The sequence below is a fragment of the Pseudomonas sp. 11/12A genome (assembly GCF_000800055.1).
Classification (GTDB): Bacteria; Pseudomonadota; Gammaproteobacteria; order Pseudomonadales; family Pseudomonadaceae; genus Aquipseudomonas; species Aquipseudomonas mohnii.
Window position 1 is genome coordinate 2,646,116 of sequence record NZ_JUGV01000001.1, and the last position, 23,797, is coordinate 2,669,912.

20 protein-coding genes are annotated in these 23,797 nt (G+C 60.8%); 2 read left to right on the plus strand and 18 right to left on the minus strand.

Annotated features, from left to right (window positions below; translation table 11 throughout):
• Positions 1-87: 87 nt before the first annotated feature.
• Positions 88-783 (minus strand): tRNA (adenine(22)-N(1))-methyltransferase, encoded by a 696-nt coding sequence (locus tag GQ39_RS12135; RefSeq protein WP_047538801.1) that lies wholly within the window; start codon positions 781-783, stop codon positions 88-90.
• Between the two features lie 223 nt (positions 784-1,006).
• Between GQ39_RS12135 and GQ39_RS12140 the strand changes: the two genes are divergently transcribed.
• Positions 1,007-1,306, plus strand: a complete 300-nt coding sequence (locus GQ39_RS12140; RefSeq protein ID WP_047530100.1) for a DUF4189 domain-containing protein — start codon at positions 1,007-1,009, stop codon at positions 1,304-1,306.
• 254 nt (positions 1,307-1,560) lie between these two features.
• Here GQ39_RS12140 and GQ39_RS12145 read toward each other — a convergent pair whose 3' ends face one another.
• The 6 genes from GQ39_RS12145 to GQ39_RS12170 all read right to left on the minus strand — a co-directional run bounded on the left by GQ39_RS12145 (position 1,561) and on the right by GQ39_RS12170 (position 9,507).
• Positions 1,561-4,458, minus strand: coding sequence for a sensor domain-containing phosphodiesterase (locus GQ39_RS12145; RefSeq protein WP_047530102.1), 2,898 nt, complete (start codon positions 4,456-4,458; stop codon positions 1,561-1,563).
• 287 nt (positions 4,459-4,745) lie between these two features.
• Complete coding sequence (gene map, locus GQ39_RS12150) at positions 4,746-5,540, minus strand: type I methionyl aminopeptidase (protein ID WP_047530104.1); 795 nt, start codon at positions 5,538-5,540, stop codon at positions 4,746-4,748.
• Complete coding sequence (locus tag GQ39_RS12155) at positions 5,537-5,803, minus strand: ParD-like family protein (protein ID WP_047530105.1); 267 nt, start codon at positions 5,801-5,803, stop codon at positions 5,537-5,539. Before GQ39_RS12155 ends, map begins: the two co-directional genes overlap by 4 nt.
• A gap of 215 nt (positions 5,804-6,018) precedes the next feature.
• Positions 6,019-6,672, minus strand: coding sequence for a hydrolase (locus GQ39_RS12160; protein ID WP_047530107.1), 654 nt, complete (start codon positions 6,670-6,672; stop codon positions 6,019-6,021).
• A 106-nt stretch (positions 6,673-6,778) separates the two neighbouring features.
• Positions 6,779-7,282, minus strand: coding sequence for a GNAT family N-acetyltransferase (locus tag GQ39_RS12165; protein ID WP_047530109.1), 504 nt, complete (start codon positions 7,280-7,282; stop codon positions 6,779-6,781).
• Between the two features lie 26 nt (positions 7,283-7,308).
• On the minus strand, positions 7,309-9,507 hold the full coding sequence (locus GQ39_RS12170; protein WP_047530111.1) for an OsmC domain/YcaO domain-containing protein: 2,199 nt from the start codon (positions 9,505-9,507) through the stop codon (positions 7,309-7,311).
• A gap of 373 nt (positions 9,508-9,880) precedes the next feature.
• On the opposite strand from GQ39_RS12170, the gene GQ39_RS12175 reads away from it, so the two are divergent.
• Positions 9,881-10,381 (plus strand): PaaI family thioesterase, encoded by a 501-nt coding sequence (locus tag GQ39_RS12175; RefSeq protein ID WP_047530113.1) that lies wholly within the window; start codon positions 9,881-9,883, stop codon positions 10,379-10,381.
• A gap of 65 nt (positions 10,382-10,446) precedes the next feature.
• On the opposite strand, the gene GQ39_RS12180 is transcribed toward GQ39_RS12175, so the two are convergent.
• The 11 genes from GQ39_RS12180 to GQ39_RS12230 form a co-directional block, all read right to left on the minus strand.
• Entirely contained in the window at positions 10,447-11,793 is a 1,347-nt protein-coding gene (locus GQ39_RS12180; protein WP_047530114.1) for a glutamine synthetase family protein, read from the minus strand.
• Between the two features lie 35 nt (positions 11,794-11,828).
• Positions 11,829-12,383: a helix-turn-helix domain-containing protein gene (locus tag GQ39_RS12185; RefSeq protein WP_047530116.1), complete on the minus strand. Its 555-nt coding sequence runs from the start codon at positions 12,381-12,383 to the stop codon at positions 11,829-11,831.
• Between the two features lie 25 nt (positions 12,384-12,408).
• Positions 12,409-13,698: an NAD(P)/FAD-dependent oxidoreductase gene (locus GQ39_RS12190; RefSeq protein ID WP_047530118.1), complete on the minus strand. Its 1,290-nt coding sequence runs from the start codon at positions 13,696-13,698 to the stop codon at positions 12,409-12,411.
• 132 nt (positions 13,699-13,830) lie between these two features.
• Positions 13,831-15,486, minus strand: a complete 1,656-nt coding sequence (locus GQ39_RS12195) for an arylsulfatase (RefSeq protein ID WP_047530120.1) — start codon at positions 15,484-15,486, stop codon at positions 13,831-13,833.
• Positions 15,487-15,547: 61 nt separating this feature from the next.
• Positions 15,548-16,342 carry a cyclase family protein gene (locus tag GQ39_RS12200; protein ID WP_047530121.1) on the minus strand — a complete coding sequence of 265 codons (795 nt, stop codon included), beginning with the start codon at positions 16,340-16,342 and terminating at the stop codon, positions 15,548-15,550.
• On the minus strand, positions 16,320-17,324 hold the full coding sequence (locus GQ39_RS12205; RefSeq protein WP_047530123.1) for an NAD-dependent epimerase/dehydratase family protein: 1,005 nt from the start codon (positions 17,322-17,324) through the stop codon (positions 16,320-16,322). Before GQ39_RS12205 ends, GQ39_RS12200 begins: the two co-directional genes overlap by 23 nt.
• A gap of 10 nt (positions 17,325-17,334) precedes the next feature.
• Positions 17,335-18,318: a fumarylacetoacetate hydrolase family protein gene (locus tag GQ39_RS12210; protein ID WP_047530125.1), complete on the minus strand. Its 984-nt coding sequence runs from the start codon at positions 18,316-18,318 to the stop codon at positions 17,335-17,337.
• Entirely contained in the window at positions 18,315-18,896 is a 582-nt protein-coding gene (locus GQ39_RS12215) for a cupin domain-containing protein (RefSeq protein ID WP_047530127.1), read from the minus strand. The genes GQ39_RS12210 and GQ39_RS12215 overlap by 4 nt, the downstream gene beginning before the upstream one ends.
• Positions 18,897-18,909: 13 nt before the next feature.
• On the minus strand, positions 18,910-20,172 hold the full coding sequence (locus GQ39_RS12220) for an MFS transporter (RefSeq protein WP_052193567.1): 1,263 nt from the start codon (positions 20,170-20,172) through the stop codon (positions 18,910-18,912).
• The gene (locus GQ39_RS12225; protein ID WP_047530129.1) at positions 20,162-22,636 is read right to left on the minus strand and encodes an efflux RND transporter permease subunit; all 2,475 of its coding nucleotides are present in this window, start codon (positions 22,634-22,636) and stop codon (positions 20,162-20,164) included. Before GQ39_RS12225 ends, GQ39_RS12220 begins: the two co-directional genes overlap by 11 nt.
• A gap of 4 nt (positions 22,637-22,640) precedes the next feature.
• Positions 22,641-23,747, minus strand: a complete 1,107-nt coding sequence (locus tag GQ39_RS12230) for a WD40/YVTN/BNR-like repeat-containing protein (protein ID WP_047530131.1) — start codon at positions 23,745-23,747, stop codon at positions 22,641-22,643.
• Positions 23,748-23,797 lie beyond the last annotated feature (50 nt).

Here is a 23,797-nt window from a genome sequence, read left to right on the forward strand (position 1 = left end):
CACGGCGCCGCGTCATGTTGGCCAGCTAATTTCCGCCCAACTGCTCAAGTCCGCTTGGTGACTTTTTGTGGGCACCATGGGCCGGGCTCAATTCAGCAGCTCAGTGATCCACCGGGCCTGCCGGGCGATTTCCTCGGCCTTCTCTTCGGGCACTGCCTGTCGCGCCCGGGCGAAGTGGGTCAGGGTCTGCTGTTTATGGCGCAGCAGGCGCTGCCACTTGGTCAGGAACGCCGGGCTGCGTGCCTGCATCTGCAGCGGGCCGAAGTACAGCTCCTCGGCGGTATAGGTCACCGGTCCGTCGCGCTCGGCGACGATGATTTCGTAGTCAAAGCGGTTTTCCCGCAGCACTTCCTCGCAGAGGATTCGGTAGCCATTGTCCATCAACCATTGACGCAGCGGCTGCTCGCCGCCGTTGGGCTGCAGGATCAAGCGTTCCCGGCCGCTCAGGCGCGCCTTGCCGCTGTCGAGGATGTCGCGGATCGTCTCGCCACCCATGCCACAGAGGCTGATCGCCGTGATGCCGTCTCCCGGCTCGATCGCCGCCAGGCCATTGGCCAGGCGCACGGTGATCCACTTTTCCAGGCCGTTCTCTCGCACGGTGCGTTCGGCCGAGCGCAGTGGCGTCAATGCCACCTCGCCGGCCACCGCCGCCGCGATGGCGCCACGACGCATTAAGGCCACCGGCAAGTAGGCGTGATCCGAGCCGATATCGGCCAGGCGTGCATCGGCTGGCACATGCGCCGCCACACGCTCCAGGCGCATGGACAATGTCTGTTGGTTCAACTGCAGCCCCTTTTCACTACGAACGTCCAGCACCGCAGGCCGGATCGGGACGCAATTCTGTCGAGCAACGCCCTGGATTTCAAATCCCGGCGACCAGGGCCATGGTTTGCCCCCGTCCGTCCCTTCCCCCGGCAGGTCAACCAGGTCAGGCGCAACACCGTCCAGCCCGAGTGCAGTATGATCGCAATCACGCTTTGAGCCGTTTGATACGGGGGGCAACGGGATGACCACAAACACCACACGACAAGGCTGGTCATGGGTCTTGCCCTCGTTGCTCGCCCTCAACCTGGTGCTGACAGCGGGATGTTCAGGCAAAGCCGCCAAGGCTCGCTATTCCACGTCGAGCACCGGCTCGAACTGTTACGCAAAAGCGCTGCCCACTTCCGGTGAAGGCGGTCTGGCATGGGGCGACACCTTGAACATGGCTCGCAAAAAATCCCTGGACAATTGCATACGCTATGCCGGGCGGTCCGGTGGCACGCCGGACACCTGCCAAGTGGTGTTGGCGCAATGCAGAAAGTAGTGGCGCGGCAGTAAAAAAAATAGGTTCTTCACGGAATCCCGGGATACAAAGCTAATGCAATACTTGTAGGAGCCAGCTTGCTGGCGATGGTCGTGAACGATAACGCGGGGGAACCTGACGCCCCGCGGTGTTCTCCAGCTCATCGCGAGCAGGCTCGCTCCTACAGAGGACGGTGCCCACGTTGCAATGCCCCTTAAAAAACGCTTCTACCGCTCTGAATCGCGGTTTCTCCAGATGCAAAACGCCGACAAGCCTTAGTGACCGATCAGCGAACTGGCCAGCAACGCCTCCAGTCCCATTGGCTTGGCAAAATGATATCCCTGGGCCTGCCCTGCGCCCATTTCGCGCAGCAAGTCCAGCGTCGCTTGATCCTCGACACCTTCGGCCACCACGCTGAGGTCGAGCGATTCGGCCATCCGCACGATCGCCCGGACGATCGCGCGACTGCGGGCGCTGGTGGTCAGTTCGAGGATGAACGACTTGTCGATCTTCAAGCCGCTGAAACGGTATTGATGCACATAGCTCAGGGAAGAGAACCCGGCGCCGAAGTCATCGAGCATCACCGACATACCGTTGTCGGCCAATTGCTGCATGGTCAGCCGGGCAATCGCTGGCTCGGCGACCAGCGCACCTTCGGTCAACTCCAGGCAAATGCGTGACGGTTCGACCCCGTGTCGCGCCAGCAGCGCCAACACTTCATTGGCGAAGTCCGGGCGCGTCATGCTGTAGCTGGAGCAATTGACGTGCACCGCAGGCCAATTGGCGTGCTCGGGTTGTGCGAGGATCATTGCAACGCTGGTGAGCATGTAAAGATCCAGCCGGCCGATCAGGCGCAAACCCTCGACATCCGGCAGGAACTCGCCCGGCGCGATCACCCGGCCGCCCGGTTGATGCCAGCGGACCAGTGCCTCAAGGGCCAGCAATTCGCCGCTTTCAACGCTGACGATCGGCTGGAAATACGGCAGCAATTCGTCCGTACGCTTGAGCGCGTTGCGCAAGGCCCCTTCGCGCTCCACCTGGTCCGAGACTTCCCGGCGCACTTCCTGGTTGAACACCGCGTAACTGTCGCGCCCGGCGCTCTTGACCCGGTACATCGCCGCGTCGGCATCACGCAGCAAATCCGCCGGTTCGTGATGGAACTGACTGTCGGCACTGACAATGCCGATACTGCAGGACGAAAATACTTCGTAGCCATTGATGAAAAACGGCAGGTCAAACGCCACGAGGATCCGTTCGGCGATTTCGATCACCACGTCCAGCGGCGCTTCGGGAGCGAGGACCGAAAACTCATCGCCCCCCAGGCGCGCCAGCATGTCGGCGTCGCGCAGGCATCCGCGCAGACGATGGGCGGCCTGCATCAACAGCAGGTCGCCAAAATGGTGGCCGAGGCTGTCGTTGACCATCTTGAAACGGTCCAGGTCGATGAACATGACCGCCAGATGCCCGCCTTCCCTGCCGAACTGCGACCAGGCCGAATTGAGGCGCTGTTGCAGGTAAGTGCGATTCGGTAGCCCGGTCAGCGCATCGTGGGAGTTTTCGTGTTGCAACTTGGCATTGGCGTGATCGAGTTCGCGGGTGCGGTTCTGCACCCGCGCTTCCAGCTTGAGGTTGGCGGCGTGGATCGCTTCGGCAGCCGTGCGCCGCGACAACGCCGTATCAATGTGCCGCGACACGAACGTCAGCAGATCCTGATCCCGCAGGGTATAGCGCACCTGCGAGGTGTAGCTTTGCACCGCCAGCACGCCACGCACCACGTCGCCATCGAACAAGGGAATGCCCAGCCAGGAGTGGGATCGGACGGACTCGTCGGCCAGTTCTATTTCACCTTCGGCCGCCAGTCGCTCGGCTTTGTCAGAGTCAATCAGGCAAGGTCGGCGCTGACGAATAACGTATTCAGTCAAGCCCCGGCACCCACGTCGCGCTGCCGGGCGGGTCGTCTGCCGCTCATCGACGTAATAGGGAAAGGTCACTTCACTGGTCGCGTCGTCGAACAGCGCGATGTAGAAGTTTTGCGCGAACAGCAAATCACCGACGATGCCATGCAAGGTTTGAAACAACTCAGCCATGTCGCCCGGCTGACTCGATAGCTCCGCGATCTGGAACAATGCGCTCTGCAGGTGTTCGGCGCGCTCTCGATCCGCCACTTCCTGCGTCAAGGCTTCGTTGAGTGCCGAAAGCTCCAGGGTGCGACGCATCACCGTTTCTTCCAGGTCCTCGCGGTGCAGAATCCGGTCCAGGGCCATGGCGACGTGTCGGGCTACCACAAGGAACAGCGCGCGGTCTTCAGCGCTGTAGATACGAGAAACGTCGTAGACCTGCATCGCGAGCATGCCGAACACGTCATCCGAGGCATTTTTCAACGGTGCGCCCATCCAGAACTCGGGACGGTCACCCACACAGTAGAAACGGCCTTCGGCTTCAGCCGCGAGGATACCGGCGGCGTCGATCAGCAATGGCTGGGCAGTGGTCAATACCTGCCCGGTCAACGACAGGTGCGAAGGGTCAAGGTATTCGTAGTTTTCGGACTCCAGGGCATCGACGTCGATGATGTCGACGTAATACGGGTAGTCGATCTTGCCGCTATGGGGGTCATACAACGCAAGATAGAAGTTCTCGGCATCGATCAGGCTGGCCAGCAGCCGGTGAACCCCCACCAGAAACACTGAGCGGTCGCGGGTCGAACTGGCCAGGTAGGTGATCTCATACAGCACTCGCTGAGTGATCTGCGCACGGGCAAGGGTATTGGTCTGGACCTGAATGCCCAGCCGCTGGGCAAAGTCGGCGAGCGCCGGGTCTGCGGCCTCGCTGACCGGCGCGAGTAGCCAACCCAATTCACTTTCGCCCTTGCCGGTGGGCCAGCGGTGCAATCGCCGGGTCCGGCAGAAGGCGTCGAACTCTTCGTTCGGGATGCTGGACGGCCACTGAATCCAGGCGTCGCCCTGACCGACCCGATGCAATTGTTCACCGGCGCGGTAAACCGCCCACGCGGAGGTGTGGGCCCAGTTGCGCGCTGAGTCCAGCATTTGCTGGATCATGTTCTCGTTGCCAGCGTAAGCCATGCCGACAGTACCCGACGTCCCTTTTGGTTGAGATGCGACAACGTCGCAGTCGTTCGATTGCCGCGGGGAGTCGGTCAATTGACGAACACTCATCAGCGCTCCCTGAGCCAAAAACTGGCAATGCTCACTTACTGTTTGCTAGCAATATGCCAGTGAGCTTTTTGTTTATAGCTTATGGAGATTTTTTTCAATGGTTTTATTTGCTTTGACGCCAACAATGGGACAGACAACAAATTGCTCGCCGAAAGTTGTCGATTAATACCCGGAACTCTTTACTCGCTGTCTTTTCGTCTCTGCGTCAGTGCCGCCCGACCAGTCACCGTTGCAGTCACTAGCGCCATGCACGGAAGACAGATCCTGTCTTCCGTGCACCTGAACGGCTACTGCCCGATGGCGGGATATTCGTCGCTACGATCGGGCCAGGGAGTCAAAATCTGAAAACCCTCGTCAGTGACGGCCACCATGTGCTCCCACTGGGCCGATAGCGATTGATCCTTGGTGACCACCGTCCAGCCATCCGCCAGGGTTTTCACATGACGTTTGCCCGCATTGAGCATGGGCTCAATGGTGAAAATCATTCCGGCTTTCAATTTCAGGCCCTGGCCCGGATAACCGTAATGCAGGACCTGCGGCTCGTCGTGGTAGATCTTGCCGATACCATGGCCGCAGTATTCGCGCACAACGCTGAACCCATCCCTTTCCGCGACCGCCTGGATGGCATGACCAATGTCGCCCAACGTGGCACCGGGGCGGACGAGTCTTATGCCGGCACACATGGCTTCATAGGTTGTCTTGACCAAATGCCGAGCCTGCGCACTGGGCTCGCCAACGAAGTACATGCGGCTGGTATCGCCATACCAGCCATCCTTGATGACAGCGATATCGATGTTCACGATGTCGCCATCCTTCAACGTCCTGTTCGAAGGGATGCCATGGCAGACCACTTCGTTGACGGATGCGCACACGGTCTTCGGGAAACCGTGATAGCCAATGTTGCCCGGGATGGCTTTCTGCACGTTGACGATGTGGTCGTGACAGAGCCGATCGAGTTCGTTGGTGGTGACCCCGGCTTTCACATGGGGAGTGATCATGGCCAGCACTTCGGCGGCCAGCGTGCCTGCAGCGCGCGACTGGGCGATTTCCGCGAGGCTGTTGATCCTGACGTTCGCCTTCATTGACTGGCTCCTGAGCTTGCATGGGGCTGGGAGCCTTGAGCGATATCCGCGACAGCGCAGAGCTGTTTCAGATCCAGTCCGCCCGCCGATTCGGCACGAATCAGCAAGCGGCAAATATCGCTGTGATCGAGGTTTGGATGTAATTCCGCGAGCATCCCAATGCGCATCCAGTGTTCGGCTTGCGCATTGATCGAGCGACTCAGCGCGTCGCTGGCGACGCGCAGGTTCTCATGCATGTTTTCTGAAATTTTGACGATTCCCATGACTTCCACTATATGAAATGCATATGAACCGTATATTAACCGGTTCGAGCGTGGAATCAAATCAACGTCATGAAATGGGGGCGCGCCCCGCTCCCCCGGGGGGGGATAAAGCGTTCGATATAAATGGAAACGCCCCAATCAAGGGGCGCCTTAACCAGCGTTCAGGTGTGTCGGGGAGCACCGCTGCCCTTCACCTGTTCGGTAACGCCAGGCGATCAGTGGCCTTCGGACGCATTGAACATGGTTTTGGCATAGATCAGTCCCAAACCATAGGCGCCACCATTGGCGATGGAAGTTTTCACCGTGGCATCGTAGGTGTCGGTACGAGCCCAGTCACGTTGCAACTCGAGCAGGTATTGCAGGGAAGTCATCGGGCGCGCGCCAAGCTGGATCATGCGCTGAATGGCCATTTCATGGGCCTCGACCGACACATCACCGCAAGCGTCCGCAATGAAATACACCTCGAAACCCTGATCCAGGGCAGAGAGCGCCGGGCCCACGATGCACACGGATGTCCAGAGGCCCGCCAGCACGATCTTGGCCTTGTCGTGACGGTTCACCTCCACCGCAATGCGCGGATCTTCCCAGGTGTTCATGCTGGTGCGGTCGATGACGGGCAGCTCGGGAAAGACCGATTTGATTTCATCGAAGATGGGTCCGGAAAAGCTTTTCTCTGCGACCGTGGTCAGGATGGTCGCGACCCCGAACTCTTTCGCCGCCTTGGCCACCAGGGCAGCGTTGTTGCGCAGATTCACAGCGTCGATGGACTTGGTCGCAAAGGACATTTGCGACTGATGATCGATCATGATGAGGGTGTGATCGTCAGGGTTCAGCAGGGTCTTGCCGGGCACGGCGGATGCGGTAGGCATGGGAGTCGCTCCATTATTGAATGAAAAACTACCCTTCAACTATGGAGTGCCCGACTGCGCCGTACTTGTATCCCTGTGCTTTGTTTTGGCCGTGGCCGGGGCCGGCTCACTGGATCGACAGGACGAATCGGCGTTCGCCCCCGGTCTCGTCGGTGCAAGAGGGTTGCTCGGGCAGGAATCCGCACCGTTCCAGCACTTTTCTTGAGCCGACATTTGTCTCGTATACACAGGCAACCAATTGGGTCAGTCGCCAACGGGTCCGTGCCGCCTGGATCAGGTGCCTGAGCGCCAGTGTGGCCAGTCCCTGCCCGCACACGCCTTGATCAATCCGGTAGCCCACTTGCGCAGAACCTGGCGGCGAACCAATGTCTTTCAGATTGGCTCGCCCCACTATGTTCCCACTGCAATCTTCGATAACGAACGGATGCCAGGCACCGATAGCAAAATCGGACAAATAGCCCGCAATGTGCTCGGCGACACCCGGCAATGAATAAAACGCAGGATCGCGCGCGTCAATATGAGATTCAAACCAGGCGCGATTATGGCGTTCAAAGGCCAGCAAGGCTTCGGTATCCGTACTTTCAAGCTCGCGAATGCTGAATGATTTCATTCGTTCAATCCCTTGACTGAGTGGCGTCAGGCAATCGTCACACTGGCCCGCGCCGTGTGCAGTTTTTTATAGCTTTCGATCAAACGCAAATGTCGATCGAGCCCTTCCAGCTTCATGCTCGTCGGGGTCAGGCCGTAGAAGCGCACACTGCCGTCCACCGAGCCGATCGCAGCGTCCATGCGCTCATTGCCGAACATCCGGCGGAAATTGACTTCGTAGTCGGCCAGTTCCAGATCGTCGTCCAACTGCATTTCCAGCACCACGTTCACGGCTTGATAGAACAGGCCGCGCTCGACGGTGTTGTCGTTGTACTGCAGGAAGGCTTCCACCAGATCCTTCGCCTGTTCAAACTTCTGCAAGGCCAGGTAAATGAGCAGCCTCAACTCCAGGATCGTCAACTTGCCCCACGGCGTGTTGTCGTCGAATTCGATGCCGATCAAGGTGGTGATGTCGGTGTAGTCGTCCAGCTCGCTGTCTTCCAGGCGCTTGGCCAGGGTTCTGAGCCCGACTTTGCTCAGGTTGTGCAGGTTGAGAATGTCGGCGCGGAACGTCAGCGCTTTGTTGGTGTTGTCCCAGACCAGATCGTCGACCGGATAGATTTCCGAGTAATCCGGCACCAGAATGCGGCAGGCCTTGGCGCCGATGTGCTCATAAACCGCCATGTACACTTCCTTGCCCATGTCCTGAAGGATACCGAACAAGGTGGCGGCTTCTTCGGCATTGGAATTTTCCCCTTGCCCGGAGAAGTCCCACTCAACGAATTCGAAATCGGCCTTAGCACTGAAGAAGCGCCACGACACCACACCGCTGGAGTCGATGAAGTGCTCGACGAAGTTATTCGGCTCCGTCACGGCCTGCCCCTCAAAGGTCGGCTGAGGGAGATCGTTCAGACCTTCAAAGCTGCGCCCCTGCAGCAACTCGGTGAGGCTGCGTTCCAGTGCCACTTCAAAGCTTGGGTGCGCGCCGAACGAGGCAAACACGCCACCGGTACGCGGGTTCATCAAGGTGACGCACATCACCGGGAACTCCCCTCCCAGCGACGCATCCTTGACCAGCACCGGGAAGCCCTGCTCTTCCAGCCCTTGAATGCCGGCCAGAATGCTCGGGTATTTTGCCAGCACGTGCTGCGGCACATCCGGCAGTGCCATTTCACCTTCGAGAATTTCGCGCTTGACCGCGCGCTCGAAGATTTCAGACAGGCATTGCACCTGGGCTTCGGCCAGGGTGTTACCGGCACTCATGCCATTGCTGAGGAACAGGTTCTCGATCAGGTTGGACGGGAAATACACCACCTCGCCATCCGACTGGCGCACAAACGGCAGCGAACAGATACCGCGCTGTGTATTGCCGGAGTTGGTGTCGTACAGGTGCGAGCCCCGCAACTCGCCATCGGGGTTGTAAATCGCCAGGCAGTACTCGTCGAGTATTTCTGCCGGCAGCGCATCCTGGGGACCAGGCTTGAACCAGCGCTCATCCGGGTAATGCACGAACGCCGCGTTGGCGATGTCTTCTCCCCAAAACTGATCGTTGTAGAAGAAGTTGCAATTGAGTCGCTCGATAAACTCGCCCAACGCCGACGCCAACGCGCCTTCCTTGGTCGCGCCCTTGCCATTGGTAAAGCACATTGGCGAGTGCGCATCGCGAATGTGCAGCGACCACACATTGGGCACGATGTTGCGCCACGATGCGATTTCGATCTTCATGCCCAGGTCAGCCAGGATCCCCGACATGTTGGCGATGGTCTGCTCCAGCGGCAGATCCTTGCCCGCAATATAGGTGCCCTCTTGCGACCCCGAATGAGGCATCAACAACGCCTGGGCATCGGCATCGAGGTTTTCCACTTCTTCGATCACGAACTCAGGCCCGGTCTGCACCACTTTTTTCACGGTGCAACGGTCGATGGAACGCAAAATGCCCTGGCGGTCTTTGGCGGAGATATCGGCTGGCAACTCGACCTGGATCTTGAAAATCTGGTTGTAGCGGTTTTCCGGGTCAACAATGTTGTTCTGCGACAGGCGGATATTTTCCGTGGGAATGCCGCGAGTGTCGCAATACAGCTTCACAAAATAAGCCGCGCACAAAGCCGAAGAAGCCAAGAAGTAATCGAACGGACCAGGCGCCGAGCCATCGCCCTTATAGCGAATAGGTTGGTCGGCCACGACAGTGAAGTCATCGAACTTGGCTTCAAGTCGAAGGTTGTCGAGAAAGTTGACCTTGATTTCCATGCGGGATTACCAAAATGACGAGCTAAACGAAATGGCCGCCATTATCCGGCTTTTCGGCCGGAAGTCTTGTGCTTTGAACGGGAAGGTGACGGGCTGATGGAAGGACCCTCCCGCGCCGGCGAGCCCGTCGCCAGCCTCGTCAGCCGATGACCGTCATGGGCAACGAAGCGCGTTCCGCAGGAAAAGATCAATAAATGACCAACACATTACAAGCCCCACGTTTCCTGCTGCCTGGCGCGTTATCCACAGGTATACCCACGCAATTTGTGGATAGCTTCAGCGCATTCACCTGAGGTTACAACGCACGCATCACTTTCGGTCCGACCTGGAAATCCGCTAGGCTTGCCCCACACTTTTCGAGGATCCTCAAGGTATGTCCAGGCTCGACCTCTCCCTGCAAGACACCGCTGCGCCCGAGGGCGTTTGTTATGGTTGCGGCGGCAGCAATCCCCACGGGCTGCACATCAAAAGCTACTGGCATGAGGACGGCGTGCATGTCGTGGCCGAGCATCTGCCCGACGCGCAGTATTGCGGCTGGCCCGATCTGGTTTACGGCGGAATGATCGCCATGCTGGTGGATTGCCATTCAAACTGGGCGGCAATGGCCTATCACTACCGCGCCGAACAGCGCGACGTCGCCAGCCTGCCCCGCATCAATTGCGTCACGGGCAACCTGGGCATCAAGTTCATCAAACCGACCCCCATGGGCGTTCCGCTGACCCTGCGGGCGAAAGTGGAAGGTGAAGTCGGACGCAAGAGTCGCGTGATCTGCGAGGTCTACGCCGGGGACGTACTCACGGCGATCGGAGACTCGATTTTCGTTCGCGTGGACGCCGCGCAGTTGGCGGCGGCCGCCCATGAGCGGGACGCGTAGGCACTGCCATTCAAGGCGCGATGGCGGTGGGTGTTGAAGCGGGATGCCACCTCAACACCCAGGCTTCACAGATACCAGCGATATTCCCGGGCACTGATTTCCTGCATGAACGCCAGATGATCCTGACGTTTGTTCTCGCAATACACATCGACGAATTCCGCCCCCAAGCCTTCACGCAGTTGCGGCTGATGCTGCATCGCGCGCACGGCCTCGAGCATTTCCACCGGGAAATCGATGCCGCTGTTGCGGTCTTCGTTGAGTGGCGGGATCGGCTCCTTGCCTGCTTCCAGGCCATGCTCGAGCCCTACCAGAATCGCCGCCAGCACCAGATAAGGGTTGGCATCGGCACCGGCCAGGCGATATTCGATGCGCAGGTTTTTCGCGTCCGACTCCGGAATGCGCAGGCACGCATCGCGGTCTTCAAAGCCCCAGCTCGCATGCGTGGCCACGTTGGTCGTGCCGCCCAGGCGGCGATAGGCATTCTGGTTCGGCGCGAAGATCGGCATGCTGTGGGGCAGCAACTCCAGGCAACCGGCCACGGCATGGCGCAGGGGTTGCTGCTGGTTGGCGGCCAGCAGGTTTTTACCCTCGGCATCGTACAGGCTGACATGCACATGCATGCCGCTGCCGGGGTGCTGCAAGTAAGGCTTGGCCATGAAGCTGGCGCGGTAGCCATGCTTGAGCGCAACGCCACGGGTACTGCGACAGAACAGCGCGGCCCAGTCGGCCGCTCGCAGACCGTCGTCGAGATGCCCGAAATTGATCTCGAACTGACCCGGCCCCAGTTCCGCCGTAATCACCGTGGCATCGATGCCCTGGGCCCGTGTCGCCTCGACCATCTCATCCAGCACCGGCGCAAAGCGCGACAGGCGCTCGATGTGCATGTTCGGTTGATCGTCGGCGTCGTCGGTCAGGTCATCGCGGGGGAATTGCGGCAAGCCGTCACGCAGTTTTTTATCGAACAGGTAAAACTCCAGCTCGAAGGCCACCACCGGATGAATGCCTTTGCGCGCCAGTCGATCCAGCACCTGCGCCAACACTTCGCGCGGTTCGAAAACGATCGGCTTTTCGGTGCCGTCGGAAGTAATCAGCATCTGCCCCAGGGGCTGTGCCTCCCAGGTCACCGGTTTGAGCGTGCCAGGGACCAGGCGCCGCAGCGCGTCCGGATCACCGTCGTTGAAGCAGTAGTCACCGATCTTGAACAACCCGCCCTGCACGCCCAGCAACACGCAGTTCTGCGGCAGCTTGAGCGCGCTGCCGGCCGCGACTTTTTCCAGCATCTCTACGGGATAACGCTTGCCGTAGAAGTGCCCGGGAATGTCCAGGGAAATCAGGTCGACATAACGCACCTCGGGGTAGCGTTGGCGAAAGGCACGCACTTCGGCGAGCAGATCAGAGCAGGCAGCATCCATCGTGGTTGTTCCTTGGAAAGTTCTTGGGGTAGCGATCATGTGTAGACCCAGAGCACGCGCGTCAGCTGCTCGGTCAGGTTGCCGTAGCGGCAACGGGTGTGGCTGTCGAATTGAAAACTGTCGCCGGCGCGCAACGTGACCGGGTCGTCGTCGCCCAGCCACAACGTCAACTCGCCCTCGAGCACGTAGCCGCCCTGCTCCGAGCTGTCGGTCAGGTGCCTGTCACCACTGCTGGCGCCGGCTTCCAGATGGCTTTCGAGCATGGAGAACGAAGCGCGCATCTTCGGCGATACCAGGATGTCGGTAATCCCGTTGGCGTAATACACGGTGCGGCGCTCGTCCGGCCGGGTCACCCACGGCAGGACCTTGGGTTTGGGCAAGCTATAGAAATAGGTGGTCGGCACGCCGAGGGTTTCACTGATCGCCGTCAGATCGGCCACTGTCGGCCGCGACAAACCGCGCTCGACCTGAGACAAAAACCCCACCGATCGACCGATCCGGTCTGCCAGCTCCTTCAGGGTGAACTTCTTGTGCTTGCGTAAATCGTGAATCAGGATCGCCAGCGCGGCGATTTCTTCTTGCTTGTTCATGACCGGGATTCCGCTGAATGACTCATCAAATGCTGTCGCGCAGTCGATACCAGGCTTTGCCGATCGCCTCCAGCGGCGCCGCCAGGTATTTGCCGCCGGGAAAGCTGCCATTACTCAAACCTTGATACAACGCCAACTCATCCGCCTGGCCGAGAATCGCATCCGACACCGCGCGCGCCGCTGCCAGGGTCGGCAGCACGCCGTGGCCGGAATAACCCTGTAGCCAGTAGCGATTACCCTGACGCCCGACATCCGGTGTGCGATTCAGGGTGAGGTCGATGTGGCCGCCCCAGGCGAATTCCACCTTGACCCCTTTGAGCTGTGGAAACACGCGCTCCAGGAATGGTCGCGTCGCCCTGGCGATGTCCTTGGGCATGCCACCCAGATAGGTGCAGCCACCGCCGAACAGCAAGCGGTTGTCCGGTGTACGGCGGAAGTAATCGAGGACGAACTGGTTATCGGTGACGCACACATTGGTCGGCAGCAGCGAGGTGGCTTTCTCGGGCGTCAGGGGGGCGGTGGCGACCTGATAGGTCCCGACCGGCAACACACAACTGGCCAGCTTCGGGTCGAGACGATCCAGATAAGCGTTGCACGCCAGGACCAGCACATCGGCCCGGATCGCCCCACGTTCGGTGTTCACCTGAAACCGACCGCCCTCTTCCCGATAGTTCAACGCCTTGCTTTGTTCATGGATACGGCCGCCGGCACGCTCGATGGCGGCGGCCAGGCCCAGCGCCAGCTTCAACGGATTGAGGTGCGCGCCTTCGGGATCATAAAGGCCGGCCTGATAGCGCTCGCTGGCCACCCAATCGGGCAACTGCTCGCGGGGAATGAACTGCAAGCCGTCGTGACCCCACTTGTGACTGGCTTCGCGTTGCCATTCGGTCAACAGGCTGACCCGGCGCGGCATGACCGAAGTCCACAGGTGCCCGGCCCGATAGTCGCAGTCGAAGCCATGACGCCCGGGCAGTTCACGCAACTCCCCGGAGGCCCAGCGCATGCCGTCCCACAGGCGCCGGGCACGCTCATAACCCAGCGCGGCTTCCAGCGGCGGCATGTCACACGACCAACCGAGAATGGCCTGCCCGCCATTGCGCCCCGAGGCGGCCCACGCCACGCGGCTGGCTTCCAGCAGCGTCACCCGTTTGCCGGCCAACGCCAGACGCAGCGCCGTGTGCAGCCCGCTGAAGCCAGCGCCGATGATCACGATTTCAGTGTCATGGTCTCCCACCAGCGCAGGTCGAGTGGTCAGGCGATTGGCGCAACTGTAGGCGTAGTAGCTCGCGACATGCTGGGTGGACTGCTGAAACATACGGGCCTCATGAAATTAATTTCTTATAATTTCATGAAAAAATACACCATAAATTTCACGAAGACAATGCGGATTGCATTGATCGTTCCCGGGCGGGCAGATCAACCTCCAGCTTCCCGCCCTGCCGACGTCCTAATGCGGCGCAAACACGACGCCCACCTGCGCGGCATATTTCATCCACGCCTCCTTGAGTCGCTGCACCGTTTCCGGCTGGCTGGCGGCCAGGTCGGTGGTTTCACCCCGGTCCTGCGCCACATCGAACAATTGCCATTGCAGCGGCTGCGCATTGTCACCAAAGCCCGCCTGGGGGCGCATGCCCAGCAGCTTGAGGTTGCCCTCGCGATAATAGGCATTACCGAACAGCTCCCCGGCCAGGCTGTCGTTACCGTGCGGGCTTGCTTTGCCGGCGAGCATCGGCAGCATGGACCGACCGGTGATCGGGTGTTTGCTCGTGTCCGTTGGCGCCTCGCTCGGCACGGGAATACCCGCCAGGTCCAAGAAGGTCGGCGCCAGGTCATCCACCCGTGCAATACCGCGCTCCAGCCCCTGACGACGCAGTGCCTTGGGCATCTGGATGATCGCCGGCACACTGATGCCGCCTTCTGCGGTGGTGCCTTTGAACAGGTGGAACGGTGCCGCGCTGACCTCGGCCCAACGCAGGCCGTAGTCGATCTGTGATCCCTTGCGGCCGAGGTTGGCATAGCTATTGTCGGTGCTCGCGCCAGGGGGATAGAACTGGGCGTGGTTCTCCCCTGCCGCACCGTTGTCCGACATGAACACGATCAGGGTGTTGTCGTACTGGCCGCTCTTTCGCAGGTAATCCAGCAACCGGCCGATGTTATGGTCGAGGTTGTCGACCATGGCGGCGTAGATTTCCATCTTCCGCGCCTCGACACGTTGTTGTTCCGGGCTCAGCTGCTGCCAGCCCGGCAGTCTTGGATTGACCAGGAGCGGATTCGCCGGCTGCGCATCGCTGGCCATGAGGCCAAGGCTTTTCATCCGCTCGATGCGCGCCAGACGCACGCTGTCGTAGCCCTGATCGAATCGCCCTTTGTATTTATCCAGATATTCCCGGGGTGCTTGCAGGGGCCAGTGCGGAGCGGTGTAGGCGGCGTAGGCAAAAAACGGCTTGCCGTCCTTCTTGTTGTTTTGCAGATAGCTGATCAGCTTGTCGGTGTAGAAATCCGTGGAGTAGAAATCATCCGGTAACTCCACGGCCTTGCCGTTCTCGCGGTAGTGCACCTGCTCGATTTTTGTCGGCTCGACACTCGAGGGTTTGAAGTGTGGGGCACCGCCTTCGAGCAGCGTGAACGACTGCTCGAATCCACGCTGATCCGGTCCTTGATCAGCTTCCAGGCCCAAGTGCCATTTCCCGACCATGAGCGTGTTGTAACCGCCCTCTTTCAACAACTCGGCAATCGAGTAGGAACGTCGATTCAGGTAGCCCTCATAACCAGGCTTGCCCCGCTGAAAGGGCTGCAACGCCTCGGCCATGGTGCCTAGTCCGGCGAGGTGGTTGTCGGTGCCGGACATCAGCATGGAGCGTGTGATCGAACAGGTGGGTGCGGCGTACATGCCGGTGAACTGCATGCCTTCACGGGCCAGTGTATCCAGCGTTGGCGTGCTGATTTCACCGCCATAGCTGCCCAGGTCGGAATAGCCCAGATCGTCGGCGACAATCAGCAGGATATTGGGCTGCGCCGGGTCGGCACTGGCCGCCATGGCCAGGCTACTGCTCAGTGCCAGCGCCCCCATCAGCAAGGTTAGAGGCATACGCAAACGAGGCATGTTTTCTCTCTTATTGTGTTCATTGAGGACCGTTGATTTCGTTACTCGCCCAGCGCAGTGCTTACTCTTCGAATATCGCCACCGCGCGAACAAAACCTGCCGATGCATGCTTGATTTTGTAAGGGAAGCAGGACACCAGGAACCCGCTCGCCGGCAATGCGTCGAGGTTGGCGAGTTTTTCCATTTGCCCATAACCGATATCGCGCCCGGCCTTGTGCCCTTCCCAAATGATCGACGCATCACCGTCAGCGGCAAAACGTTCACGGGTGTATTTGAACGGGGCGTCCCAGCTCCAGGCATCGGTGCCCACGACCCGCACACCGCGCTCCAAGAGATACAGGGTGGCTTCCCGGCCAATGCCGACGCCGGCATCCAGATAGCCCGGTTGACCAAACAGGGCGCCGGCACGGGTGTTGATCAGCACGATATCCAACGGCTGCAAGACATGGTCGATACGTGCCAGTTCGGCTTCGATCTCATCGGCCGTCACCACATGCCCGTCCGGCAGATGCCGAAAGTCCAGCTTCACTCCCGGCTGCAGGCACCAATCCAGCGGCAACTCGTCAATGCCAAACGCCGGCTGACCGCCATCGGTGGTCGAGGCGTAATGCCAGGGCGCGTCCATGTGCGTTCCACTGTGGGTGGTGATCTGCAAACGCTCGGCCGCCCAGGACTCCTTGCCCGGCATCTGTTCCAGTTGCAAGCCAGGGAACATGGCCGCCATTTCCGGCCACCCCTGCTGGTGGTCCATGTAATCGATCTTCGGCAACAGCGGTGGCGGGTCCGTGTAGGGGTTGTTGTCGAGGGTGACCGAAAGATCCACCAGGCGACGTTTAGGCTGGGTTGGTTGCGACATACAGGCTGTCTCCGTTAAGCGACAAGGGTCGTGGGTGAGCGGGGTTCAAAGCGTTGCGGATCAACGCGGCGGCATTGCCGTCATGACTGAAACCGGCGGCGCGCGCCAACGGGGTTTTCAGGGGTGGCAGACGCCCGAACAACGCTTCGAGCCGGGCGTCAGGGACGTAGCTGACAAGGCTGCGGCGCTCCTGCCCATAACTGGCCGCCAATGCGTCGACCACCTGGGCAATGGACAGATGCAGCACCGGCAGCTGCCAGATACGTTGCGATCCTGGCTCGGCGCAATCCAGTTCGGCCGCATGAATCAGGTTGTTCACACAGCAGCGCGCCGACATCCACCAGGCCGTTGCCTGCTCCGAAACCGGGCAACGATAAGCCTCGCCCTCGGCAAAGGAGCGCAGCAAGTCGCTCATGAACGCCGAGCGCAAGCCATTGGGTTCACGCGGGCGTGCAACGATGCCCGGCAGACGCAGCACGCGGCCGTCCACTTCCGCGCGCCGGCCGAGGTCGCTCACGACACGCTCGACCATGGCTTTGTGGGTGCCATAGGACAGTTCCGGGCGCAGCTCGGCGTGCTCGGTCATTTTCGTCGGCAAGTTGCCGCCGTACACCGCCACACTGCTGGCATACACCAGCACTGGCGGCAGCGTTTTGTTGCGCAACTGGTTGAGCAATTCAAGGCTCGCCAACAGATTGACCTGGTACCCCAGTTCGTAGTGCTCCTCCGCCGCGCCACCGGCAATGCTCACCAGATGGAACACGACATCGATGCCATCGGCCAGAACGCGGCGGATCAGGGCCGCATCGGTAATGCTGCCGCAATGGCGACGCAAACGCGGGTCCTGGGGCACGCCTTGCAGATCGGTATCGAGCAATAACAACGAGTCGATGACCTGACCACGCAGGCTGCCCCGCGCCAGCAGGCAGCGCACCAATTCGCGCCCGACAAAACCGTTGGCACCGGTAATCAATACACGCATAGGCCGCTCCTTAGCACCCGGCCTTGACGACACATTGATCGATCGCACCGAACAACGACTGCCCGTCGTTACCCAGCACCTCCATGTGCACACGGTCACCAAAGCGCATGTAGCCGGTCTTGGCGACGCCGTGCTCGATCATCTCGATAGCGCGACGCTCGGCAATGCAGGCCGATCCCGCCTCGCGTCCGGCGTTCGAGACCGTACCCGAGCCAATCAGCGTGCCGGCGCGCAACCGGCGGGTCAGCGCGGCATGGGCAATCAACTGGCCAAAACCGAAGGTCATCTGCCCGCCGTGGGGATGACCGAACCACTGGCCGTTCCACTGCACCTGCAAGGGCAAATGCACGCGACCGTCGCGCCAGGCATCGCCCAGCTCATCCGGTGTAATGGCCAGCGGCGCGAAGCTGGACGAGGGCTTGGCTTGCAGAAAACCAAACCCGGTGGTCATTTCCCGTGGTGCCAGGGCCCGCAGACTGACATCGTTGATTTGCAGAATCAGCTTGATGTGTTGAAGCGCCTGTTCGGCCGGGCAGCCCATTGGCACGTCATCGACCAACACCACGTACTCGCCTTCGAAGTCGATGCCCTGGCTTTCGCTGGGCAACGGAATATCGTCGTGCGCACCGATGAAGTCGTCACCCGCCCCCTGGTACATCAGCGGTGTGTGTTCGGCACCTTCGATGGGGTCAAGGTTGAAAGCCTTTTGCATCAGCGCCCCATGGCTGAGAAATGCCGAGCCATCGCACCACTGGTAGGCACGCGGCAACGGGGCCATCGCCTGGGCCGGGTCGAAGGCAAACGCCTCTTGTGCCTGGTGCGCATTCAGCCGGGCAGCCAGTGCCTGCAAGCGTGGTTCGGCGCTCTCCCAGTTTTCGATGGCCTGTTGCAGGGTCAGGGCGACCGGGCTGGCGTCCAGCGCCCACATCAGGTCCCGCGAGACGATCACCAGCCGGCCATCACGACTGCCGTTTTTCAGGGTGGCGAGTTTCATGCCTTGGCTCCCCGGTCATTGCCCAGTTCAGGGGCGAAGCGCCCGTCGAGAAGAATGAAGACCATGCGCGCCATGGCCTCGGTGCGATTACTCCAGGCGTGGTTGGTGCCGCGCTGCACCACCACGTCACCGCGCTTGAGGTGCACTTCCTCCTCATCCAGCACCAGCCACACTTCACCCTCGATAACGATCCCGTAGTCGAGGGTTTCGGTGCGGTGCATCAGCTTGTGCCGGGCGTTGGCCTGGCCCGTACCGGCATGGGACTCACCGATTTCAGCAAACACTGCCGCGGCATTTTCGTCGCTGACCTGGTTCTGCACGCTGTCCGGTGGAATGTCCACCACACGAATCACGCTGCCCTGCGGTCCCGGGCTGAGTTGCAAGGGTTTGCTGCTGGGATCACTGGCGTTATCCAGCAATGCCGGACTGGTGCTGCTGTTCCACAGCTCATGAAAGACCGTGCCGGGCACGGCCAGCAGGGGAAACACATTAGGCGTCGGCCCGCTGATGGCGACGATCGCCTGGCCCTGGGCATTGTGGCCGGTGACCACTCGTTTGAATTCAGGAAGCGATTGCATGAAAAATCCTCGTTCAGTTTCCATTGCCGGTGGGGGTGCCACCGACCACGACGTTGGCCTCGACCTGCCGTCCACCAAGCCTGGGCACGGCCAGACAAAACACCGCCACCAGCAGTTGCAGCCCGCCCACGATGGCCAAGGCATGGGGCAGTGCCATGGCAACGCCCTGGGTGATGCCCAGCACGACCAGCGGGCTGATGAATTCACCGGCGAAGATGGCGGCGGTGAAGCAACCCGAAGCCCGTCCGCGCTGATGAAAATTGACTTGCGCCATGATCCAGGTGATCAACGTGGGCAGCATCAAACCGATGCCCAGACCATTGATCAGCACGGCAACCACCACTTGCACATGGCTCTGGGCGTCGGACATCAACAAGCCGCCAACACCCGCCAGCGCATAGGCAATCAACAGCACGTGCGGCCTGCGCAGGCCGCTGAACAAACGAAAGCCCAACGCACCGACGAGCACACCCAACTGATTGGCGCCCATGGTCATACCGATTTGCTGCGGCGCATCCACGCGCAACAGGTTGAGCAGATAGCCTGCCTGCACCGGCACGATGAACAGACTCAGACCCGCCAGCAGCGCCAATGCATACATCGGAGTGAGCGCGCGCCACGGAAATGCTCCGGGCGCCACAGGCGGCACAGGTTGCGCAGCCACCGCGCGGGCCTGGGGTTCCCAAAGCTTCCAGGCCATCAGTGGCAGGAAGATCAAACCCACTGCATACAACGCAAAAGGCGTGCGCCAGTCGTTCTGGCCGAGAAAGCCACCTGCCGCGATAAACACCGCGGCGGACAGCGACGTGGCGACCATCTGCAAGGCGAACAACCGCTCGCGCCTGCGACCGCTGTAGTAGTCACCCATCAGCGTGGTGCAGCAGGTCATGATGCCCGCCTCGGCCAGGCCGATTCCGGCCCGGCTGAGGACGATGGCCAGCAGTGACTCAAGCCACAGTGGCAGCACACCGCAGAGGACGTACAGACACATGCTCGCCAGCAACAGCGGCTTGCGACCGAGGCGATCAGCGATCACCCCGGCGAAAGGCGCCAACAGCGCGATCACCAATGCCGGCAAGGTCAGCACGATCGGAACCAGCACGGCGCTGCCGGCGACATCGCTAAAATGCGCCTGCATGCGCGGCAACACCGGCGCCAGCAACACCGCGCCCAATACCGGCAGGCAACTGCCCAGCAGCAGCAACAGCGATTGCGCCATCCCCGCTTGCCGATCAGTCAATTGGGCAGTGCCTTCAACCAAAGGCTCAACGGCCATGGCAACTCTCCTTGATGCACAGGTGCGGGACGTCAGCCACCACCGGACCGGCAGGTGCTGACACATTGATCACATTCACGGGTGCCACCGCACCGGCCGCCGAGCGGCGTGCCGGCAGCAGGAAGTACGCCAGCGCCGGCAGCAACACCAGGGCACCGACCATGTTCCAGACAAACATGAAGGCCAGCAGAACGCCCATGTCGGCCTGAAATTTGATCGGTGAAAAAATCCAGGTGGCCACGCCAATGGCCAGGGTAATGCCCGTCAGCATCACCACCTTGCCGGTCGATACCAGCGCCCGGTAATAGGCTTCGGACAGGCTCGCGCCCTGGCGCAGATGACCGAGCAGAATGCTCATCACGTACAGCGCGTAGTCGACGCCGATGCCCACGCCCAGAGCGATGACCGGCAGCGTGGCGACCTTCACGCCAATGTTCAGCCAGACCATCAGCGCTTCGCAGAGAATCGACGTGACCATCAGCGGGATCACCGCGCACAGCGTGGCGCGCCAGGAGCGAAAGGTGATCAGGCACAGCAGGATCACCGCGCCATACACCCAGAACAGCATCTCGTGGTTGGCTTGCTTGACCACGATATTGGTGGCGGCCTCGATACCGGCATTGCCCGCCGCCAGCAGGAACTGAACTTCGTCGGTGTTGTTGGCCGCGGCAAACTGCTCAACGTGCTCGACCAGGCGTGTCAGCGTTTCGGCCTTGTGGTCGGTGAGATAGGCGTACAGCGTCAGCAGGCTGCAATCTTCGTTGTACAGGCCACGGGGCGCGCTGGCGGTGATCATGTTGAGCATCGCCTGGTTGTTCTGCAGCTCGTACCACTTCGCGTTGCCTTCGCTGAGGCCGACCAGCATGCGCCGGTTGAGCAGTGCCAGGGAGTTGGTCGAATCCACGCCCGGCAAGGCGCGCAGTTGCCAGTCCAGGGCATCCACCTTGGCCAGAATGTCGTATCGCGCACAGCTGCTGGCCGGGGTTTTCACCATCACCGCAAACAGATCGCTGCTGGCTCCGTAATGACGGGTGAGGAACGCATCGTCCAGGTTGTAGCGCGAGTCCGCGCGCAACTCCGGCGCACCGGCGTCGAGATCGCCGATTTTCAATTGCAGGCTGACCACAAAACCGACGGCCGCCAGGGCCAGGCTGATGGCGATACACAGGCTGGCCCAACGGCGCTGGGTAAACAGATCGAGGAAACGCCAGAAGGCATGACGACGCTGGCCGGCCTGTTCGGTTTGTTCGCTTTTGAGGCTCAGTTGCGCCGCACGGGGCGTTACGCCGATGTAGGAAAGCAGCACGGGGAGCAGGATCAGGTTGGTGAAGATCAGCACCGCCACGCCGATGCTGGCGATCACCGCGAGGTCTTGTATGACCTGGATCTTGATCAGCATCAGCACCGCGAACCCCACGGCATCACACAGCAGCGCCGTGAGCCCGGCCAGGAACAGGCGCCGGAACGTGTAGCGCGCCGCCACCACCCGATGCATGCCACGGCCGATGTCCTGCATGATGCCGTTCATTTTTTGCGCGCCGTGGCTCATGCCGATGGCGAACACCAAAAACGGCACCAGCACCGAGTACGGGTCCAGTTGATAGTTGAGCAATGGCAGCAAGCCGAGCTGCCAGACCACCGCCACCAGGGAGCAGAACACCACCAGCAAGGTGCTGCGCAGGCAGCGGGTGTACCAAAAGAGCACCGCCGTGGTGATCACGATCGCGACGGCAAAGAACAACAGAATCTGTTTCAAACCGGCGATCAGGTCACCGACCTTTTTCGCAAACCCGGTGATGTGAATGTCGATCCTGTCGTTTTGATAAGTGTCGCGCAGCGCCTCCAGTTGATCCGAGAGGGTCGAATAGTTGAGCGGTTGACCATCGGCGGTGTTGGCCAACAGTGGCACGTAAATGATGCTCGAGGTCTGGTCATAGGCCACCAGCTGCCCCAGTTCATTGGAACGCTGCACATTGCGCCGCAACGCTTCAAGGTTGGCAGGGGTACCGCTGTAGTCATCGGGAATTACCGGACCGCCATCCAGGCCGTCCTCGGTGACCGCCACCCAGCGGGTAGCCGGCGTCCATAACGACTTCATGTACGCACGGTCGACGCCCGGCAGCAGGTAGAGCTTATCGCTCATGGCTTGCAGGGTTTTCAGGTACTCGGCGTCGTAGATATCGCCCTGCCGGTTGGCCACCACGATGCGCAAGGCATTGCCCAGGCCGCTTAGCTGCTTCTGGTGCTCAAGGTAATTGGCGATGTAGGGCTGTTGGGTCGGGATCATCTTCTCGAAGCTGGCGTTCAGCTCGATACGCGTCGCCTGATAACCCAACACCAGGGTGGTCAGTACACAGACCAGCAGCACCCACAGGCGATGGTTGAACAGCGTGCGCTCCACCACCGAGCCCGAACGTGGATCAAAATTCGCCAGGCTGGCCTTGGCGTTGTCGAATGGCTTCATAACCTCACTCCGAAGCAGTAGCGGTGGGCGGCGAAACCCGCGCCAAACCGGTGAAACCCGCCAGCACCAGACTGCCATCCGCGGCCTCGACCACACTGGCGACCGGTATGCCCAGCGGTTGGCCGTAAGGCTTCAGAAACGCACCCGACTGGTCACTGGAGCGAAACAGCGCACCGCTCTGATTGACCAGCAGCAGCTGGCCGTCGTCGGTGCGAATGGCATCGCTGAAGGAAATGGGCAGTGCAACCGGCGCGGGCTGGAAGCTTTCGCCCAAGTCACTGGAAATAAACGCGTTGCCCTTCAGCCCGGCCGCCAGCAGCGTCCCGTCGTCGCGGATCTGCAGGGCAAAGAAGCTGCCGGCATAGGGACTCTGGAGCGCCATGAACGACTGGCCGGCATCGTCGGAACGGGCCAGAAAACCCTGCTCGCCCGCGATAAACCAGTGCTCGCCCTGCCGTGCAATGGCATAGAGGTGCACGCCCATCGGATTGTCGATTTGCCCCACCAACGACTGCCAGGTGCGGCCGCCATCGTCTGTGTGGAATGCCAGACCGTAGGCACCGACAATCAGGCCGTGGCGCTCATCGACGAACTTGAGGGCGAGGAAGGGTTTATCCGGGCCTTCGCTGACGAACCGCTCAGCCGTCTGCACACGTGAGGCGGCTGCGTCTGGATCGCTCGCGCTGGACAGTTGCTGCCTGGCGGCTTGCAACTCAAGTTGCGCCGCACGAACTCCGTCCAGTTGCACGCGCCAGTGTTCACCACCGTCATTCGAGGCGAGCACGACACCGGCATGACCGACCGCCCAACCCGTATTGGCATCCGTAAACTGCACGGCCGTCAGACTGACCGACACCGGCACCTGGGCCTGGCGCCAGCTTTTGCCGTTGTCATCGGAAAGCAGCACGATGCCCCGCTCCCCCACCGCCACCAGTCGCGTTCCCGCACGGGCCAGGTCCAGCAGCACCCCGTGCTGCGCCTGCGGCGCCCGCATCGCCGGGGTGTTCAACGCGTCCGTCACCGCCGCGCCATGGGCGAGGCTCAACGGCATCGCCAACGGTAGAGCCACAAGCCACATCAGCCGACCCACTACCTGACAGATTCTGTTCATTACCGACCTCGAAACCTGTGGGCCGGATCACGGTCCGTGAACCATGATCC

Bases quoted from the DNA above. Each gene is read 5' to 3' on its own strand.
- GQ39_RS12145 (WP_047530102.1), bottom strand. From the start codon at position 4,458: ATGAGTGTTCGTCAATTGACCGACTCCCCGCGGCAATCGAACGACTGC.
- GQ39_RS12180 (WP_047530114.1), bottom strand. From the start codon at position 11,793: ATGGATGCTGCCTGCTCTGATCTGCTCGCCGAAGTGCGTGCCTTTCGC.
- GQ39_RS12225 (WP_047530129.1), bottom strand. From the start codon at position 22,636: ATGAAGCCATTCGACAACGCCAAGGCCAGCCTGGCGAATTTTGATCCA.
- GQ39_RS12210 (WP_047530125.1), bottom strand. From the start codon at position 18,318: ATGAAACTCGCCACCCTGAAAAACGGCAGTCGTGATGGCCGGCTGGTG.
- GQ39_RS12200 (WP_047530121.1), bottom strand. From the start codon at position 16,342: ATGTCGCAACCAACCCAGCCTAAACGTCGCCTGGTGGATCTTTCGGTC.
- GQ39_RS12140 (WP_047530100.1), top strand. From the start codon at position 1,007: ATGACCACAAACACCACACGACAAGGCTGGTCATGGGTCTTGCCCTCG.
- GQ39_RS12185 (WP_047530116.1), bottom strand. From the start codon at position 12,383: ATGAACAAGCAAGAAGAAATCGCCGCGCTGGCGATCCTGATTCACGAT.
- GQ39_RS12175 (WP_047530113.1), top strand. From the start codon at position 9,881: ATGTCCAGGCTCGACCTCTCCCTGCAAGACACCGCTGCGCCCGAGGGC.
- GQ39_RS12220 (WP_052193567.1), bottom strand. From the start codon at position 20,172: ATGGCCGTTGAGCCTTTGGTTGAAGGCACTGCCCAATTGACTGATCGG.
- GQ39_RS12190 (WP_047530118.1), bottom strand. From the start codon at position 13,698: ATGTTTCAGCAGTCCACCCAGCATGTCGCGAGCTACTACGCCTACAGT.
- GQ39_RS12195 (WP_047530120.1), bottom strand. From the start codon at position 15,486: ATGCCTCGTTTGCGTATGCCTCTAACCTTGCTGATGGGGGCGCTGGCA.
- GQ39_RS12165 (WP_047530109.1), bottom strand. From the start codon at position 7,282: ATGAAATCATTCAGCATTCGCGAGCTTGAAAGTACGGATACCGAAGCC.
- GQ39_RS12155 (WP_047530105.1), bottom strand. From the start codon at position 5,803: ATGGGAATCGTCAAAATTTCAGAAAACATGCATGAGAACCTGCGCGTC.
- GQ39_RS12205 (WP_047530123.1), bottom strand. From the start codon at position 17,324: ATGCGTGTATTGATTACCGGTGCCAACGGTTTTGTCGGGCGCGAATTG.
- GQ39_RS12230 (WP_047530131.1), bottom strand. From the start codon at position 23,747: ATGAACAGAATCTGTCAGGTAGTGGGTCGGCTGATGTGGCTTGTGGCT.
- map (WP_047530104.1), bottom strand. From the start codon at position 5,540: ATGAAGGCGAACGTCAGGATCAACAGCCTCGCGGAAATCGCCCAGTCG.
- GQ39_RS12215 (WP_047530127.1), bottom strand. From the start codon at position 18,896: ATGCAATCGCTTCCTGAATTCAAACGAGTGGTCACCGGCCACAATGCC.
- GQ39_RS12170 (WP_047530111.1), bottom strand. From the start codon at position 9,507: ATGGAAATCAAGGTCAACTTTCTCGACAACCTTCGACTTGAAGCCAAG.
- GQ39_RS12160 (WP_047530107.1), bottom strand. From the start codon at position 6,672: ATGCCTACCGCATCCGCCGTGCCCGGCAAGACCCTGCTGAACCCTGAC.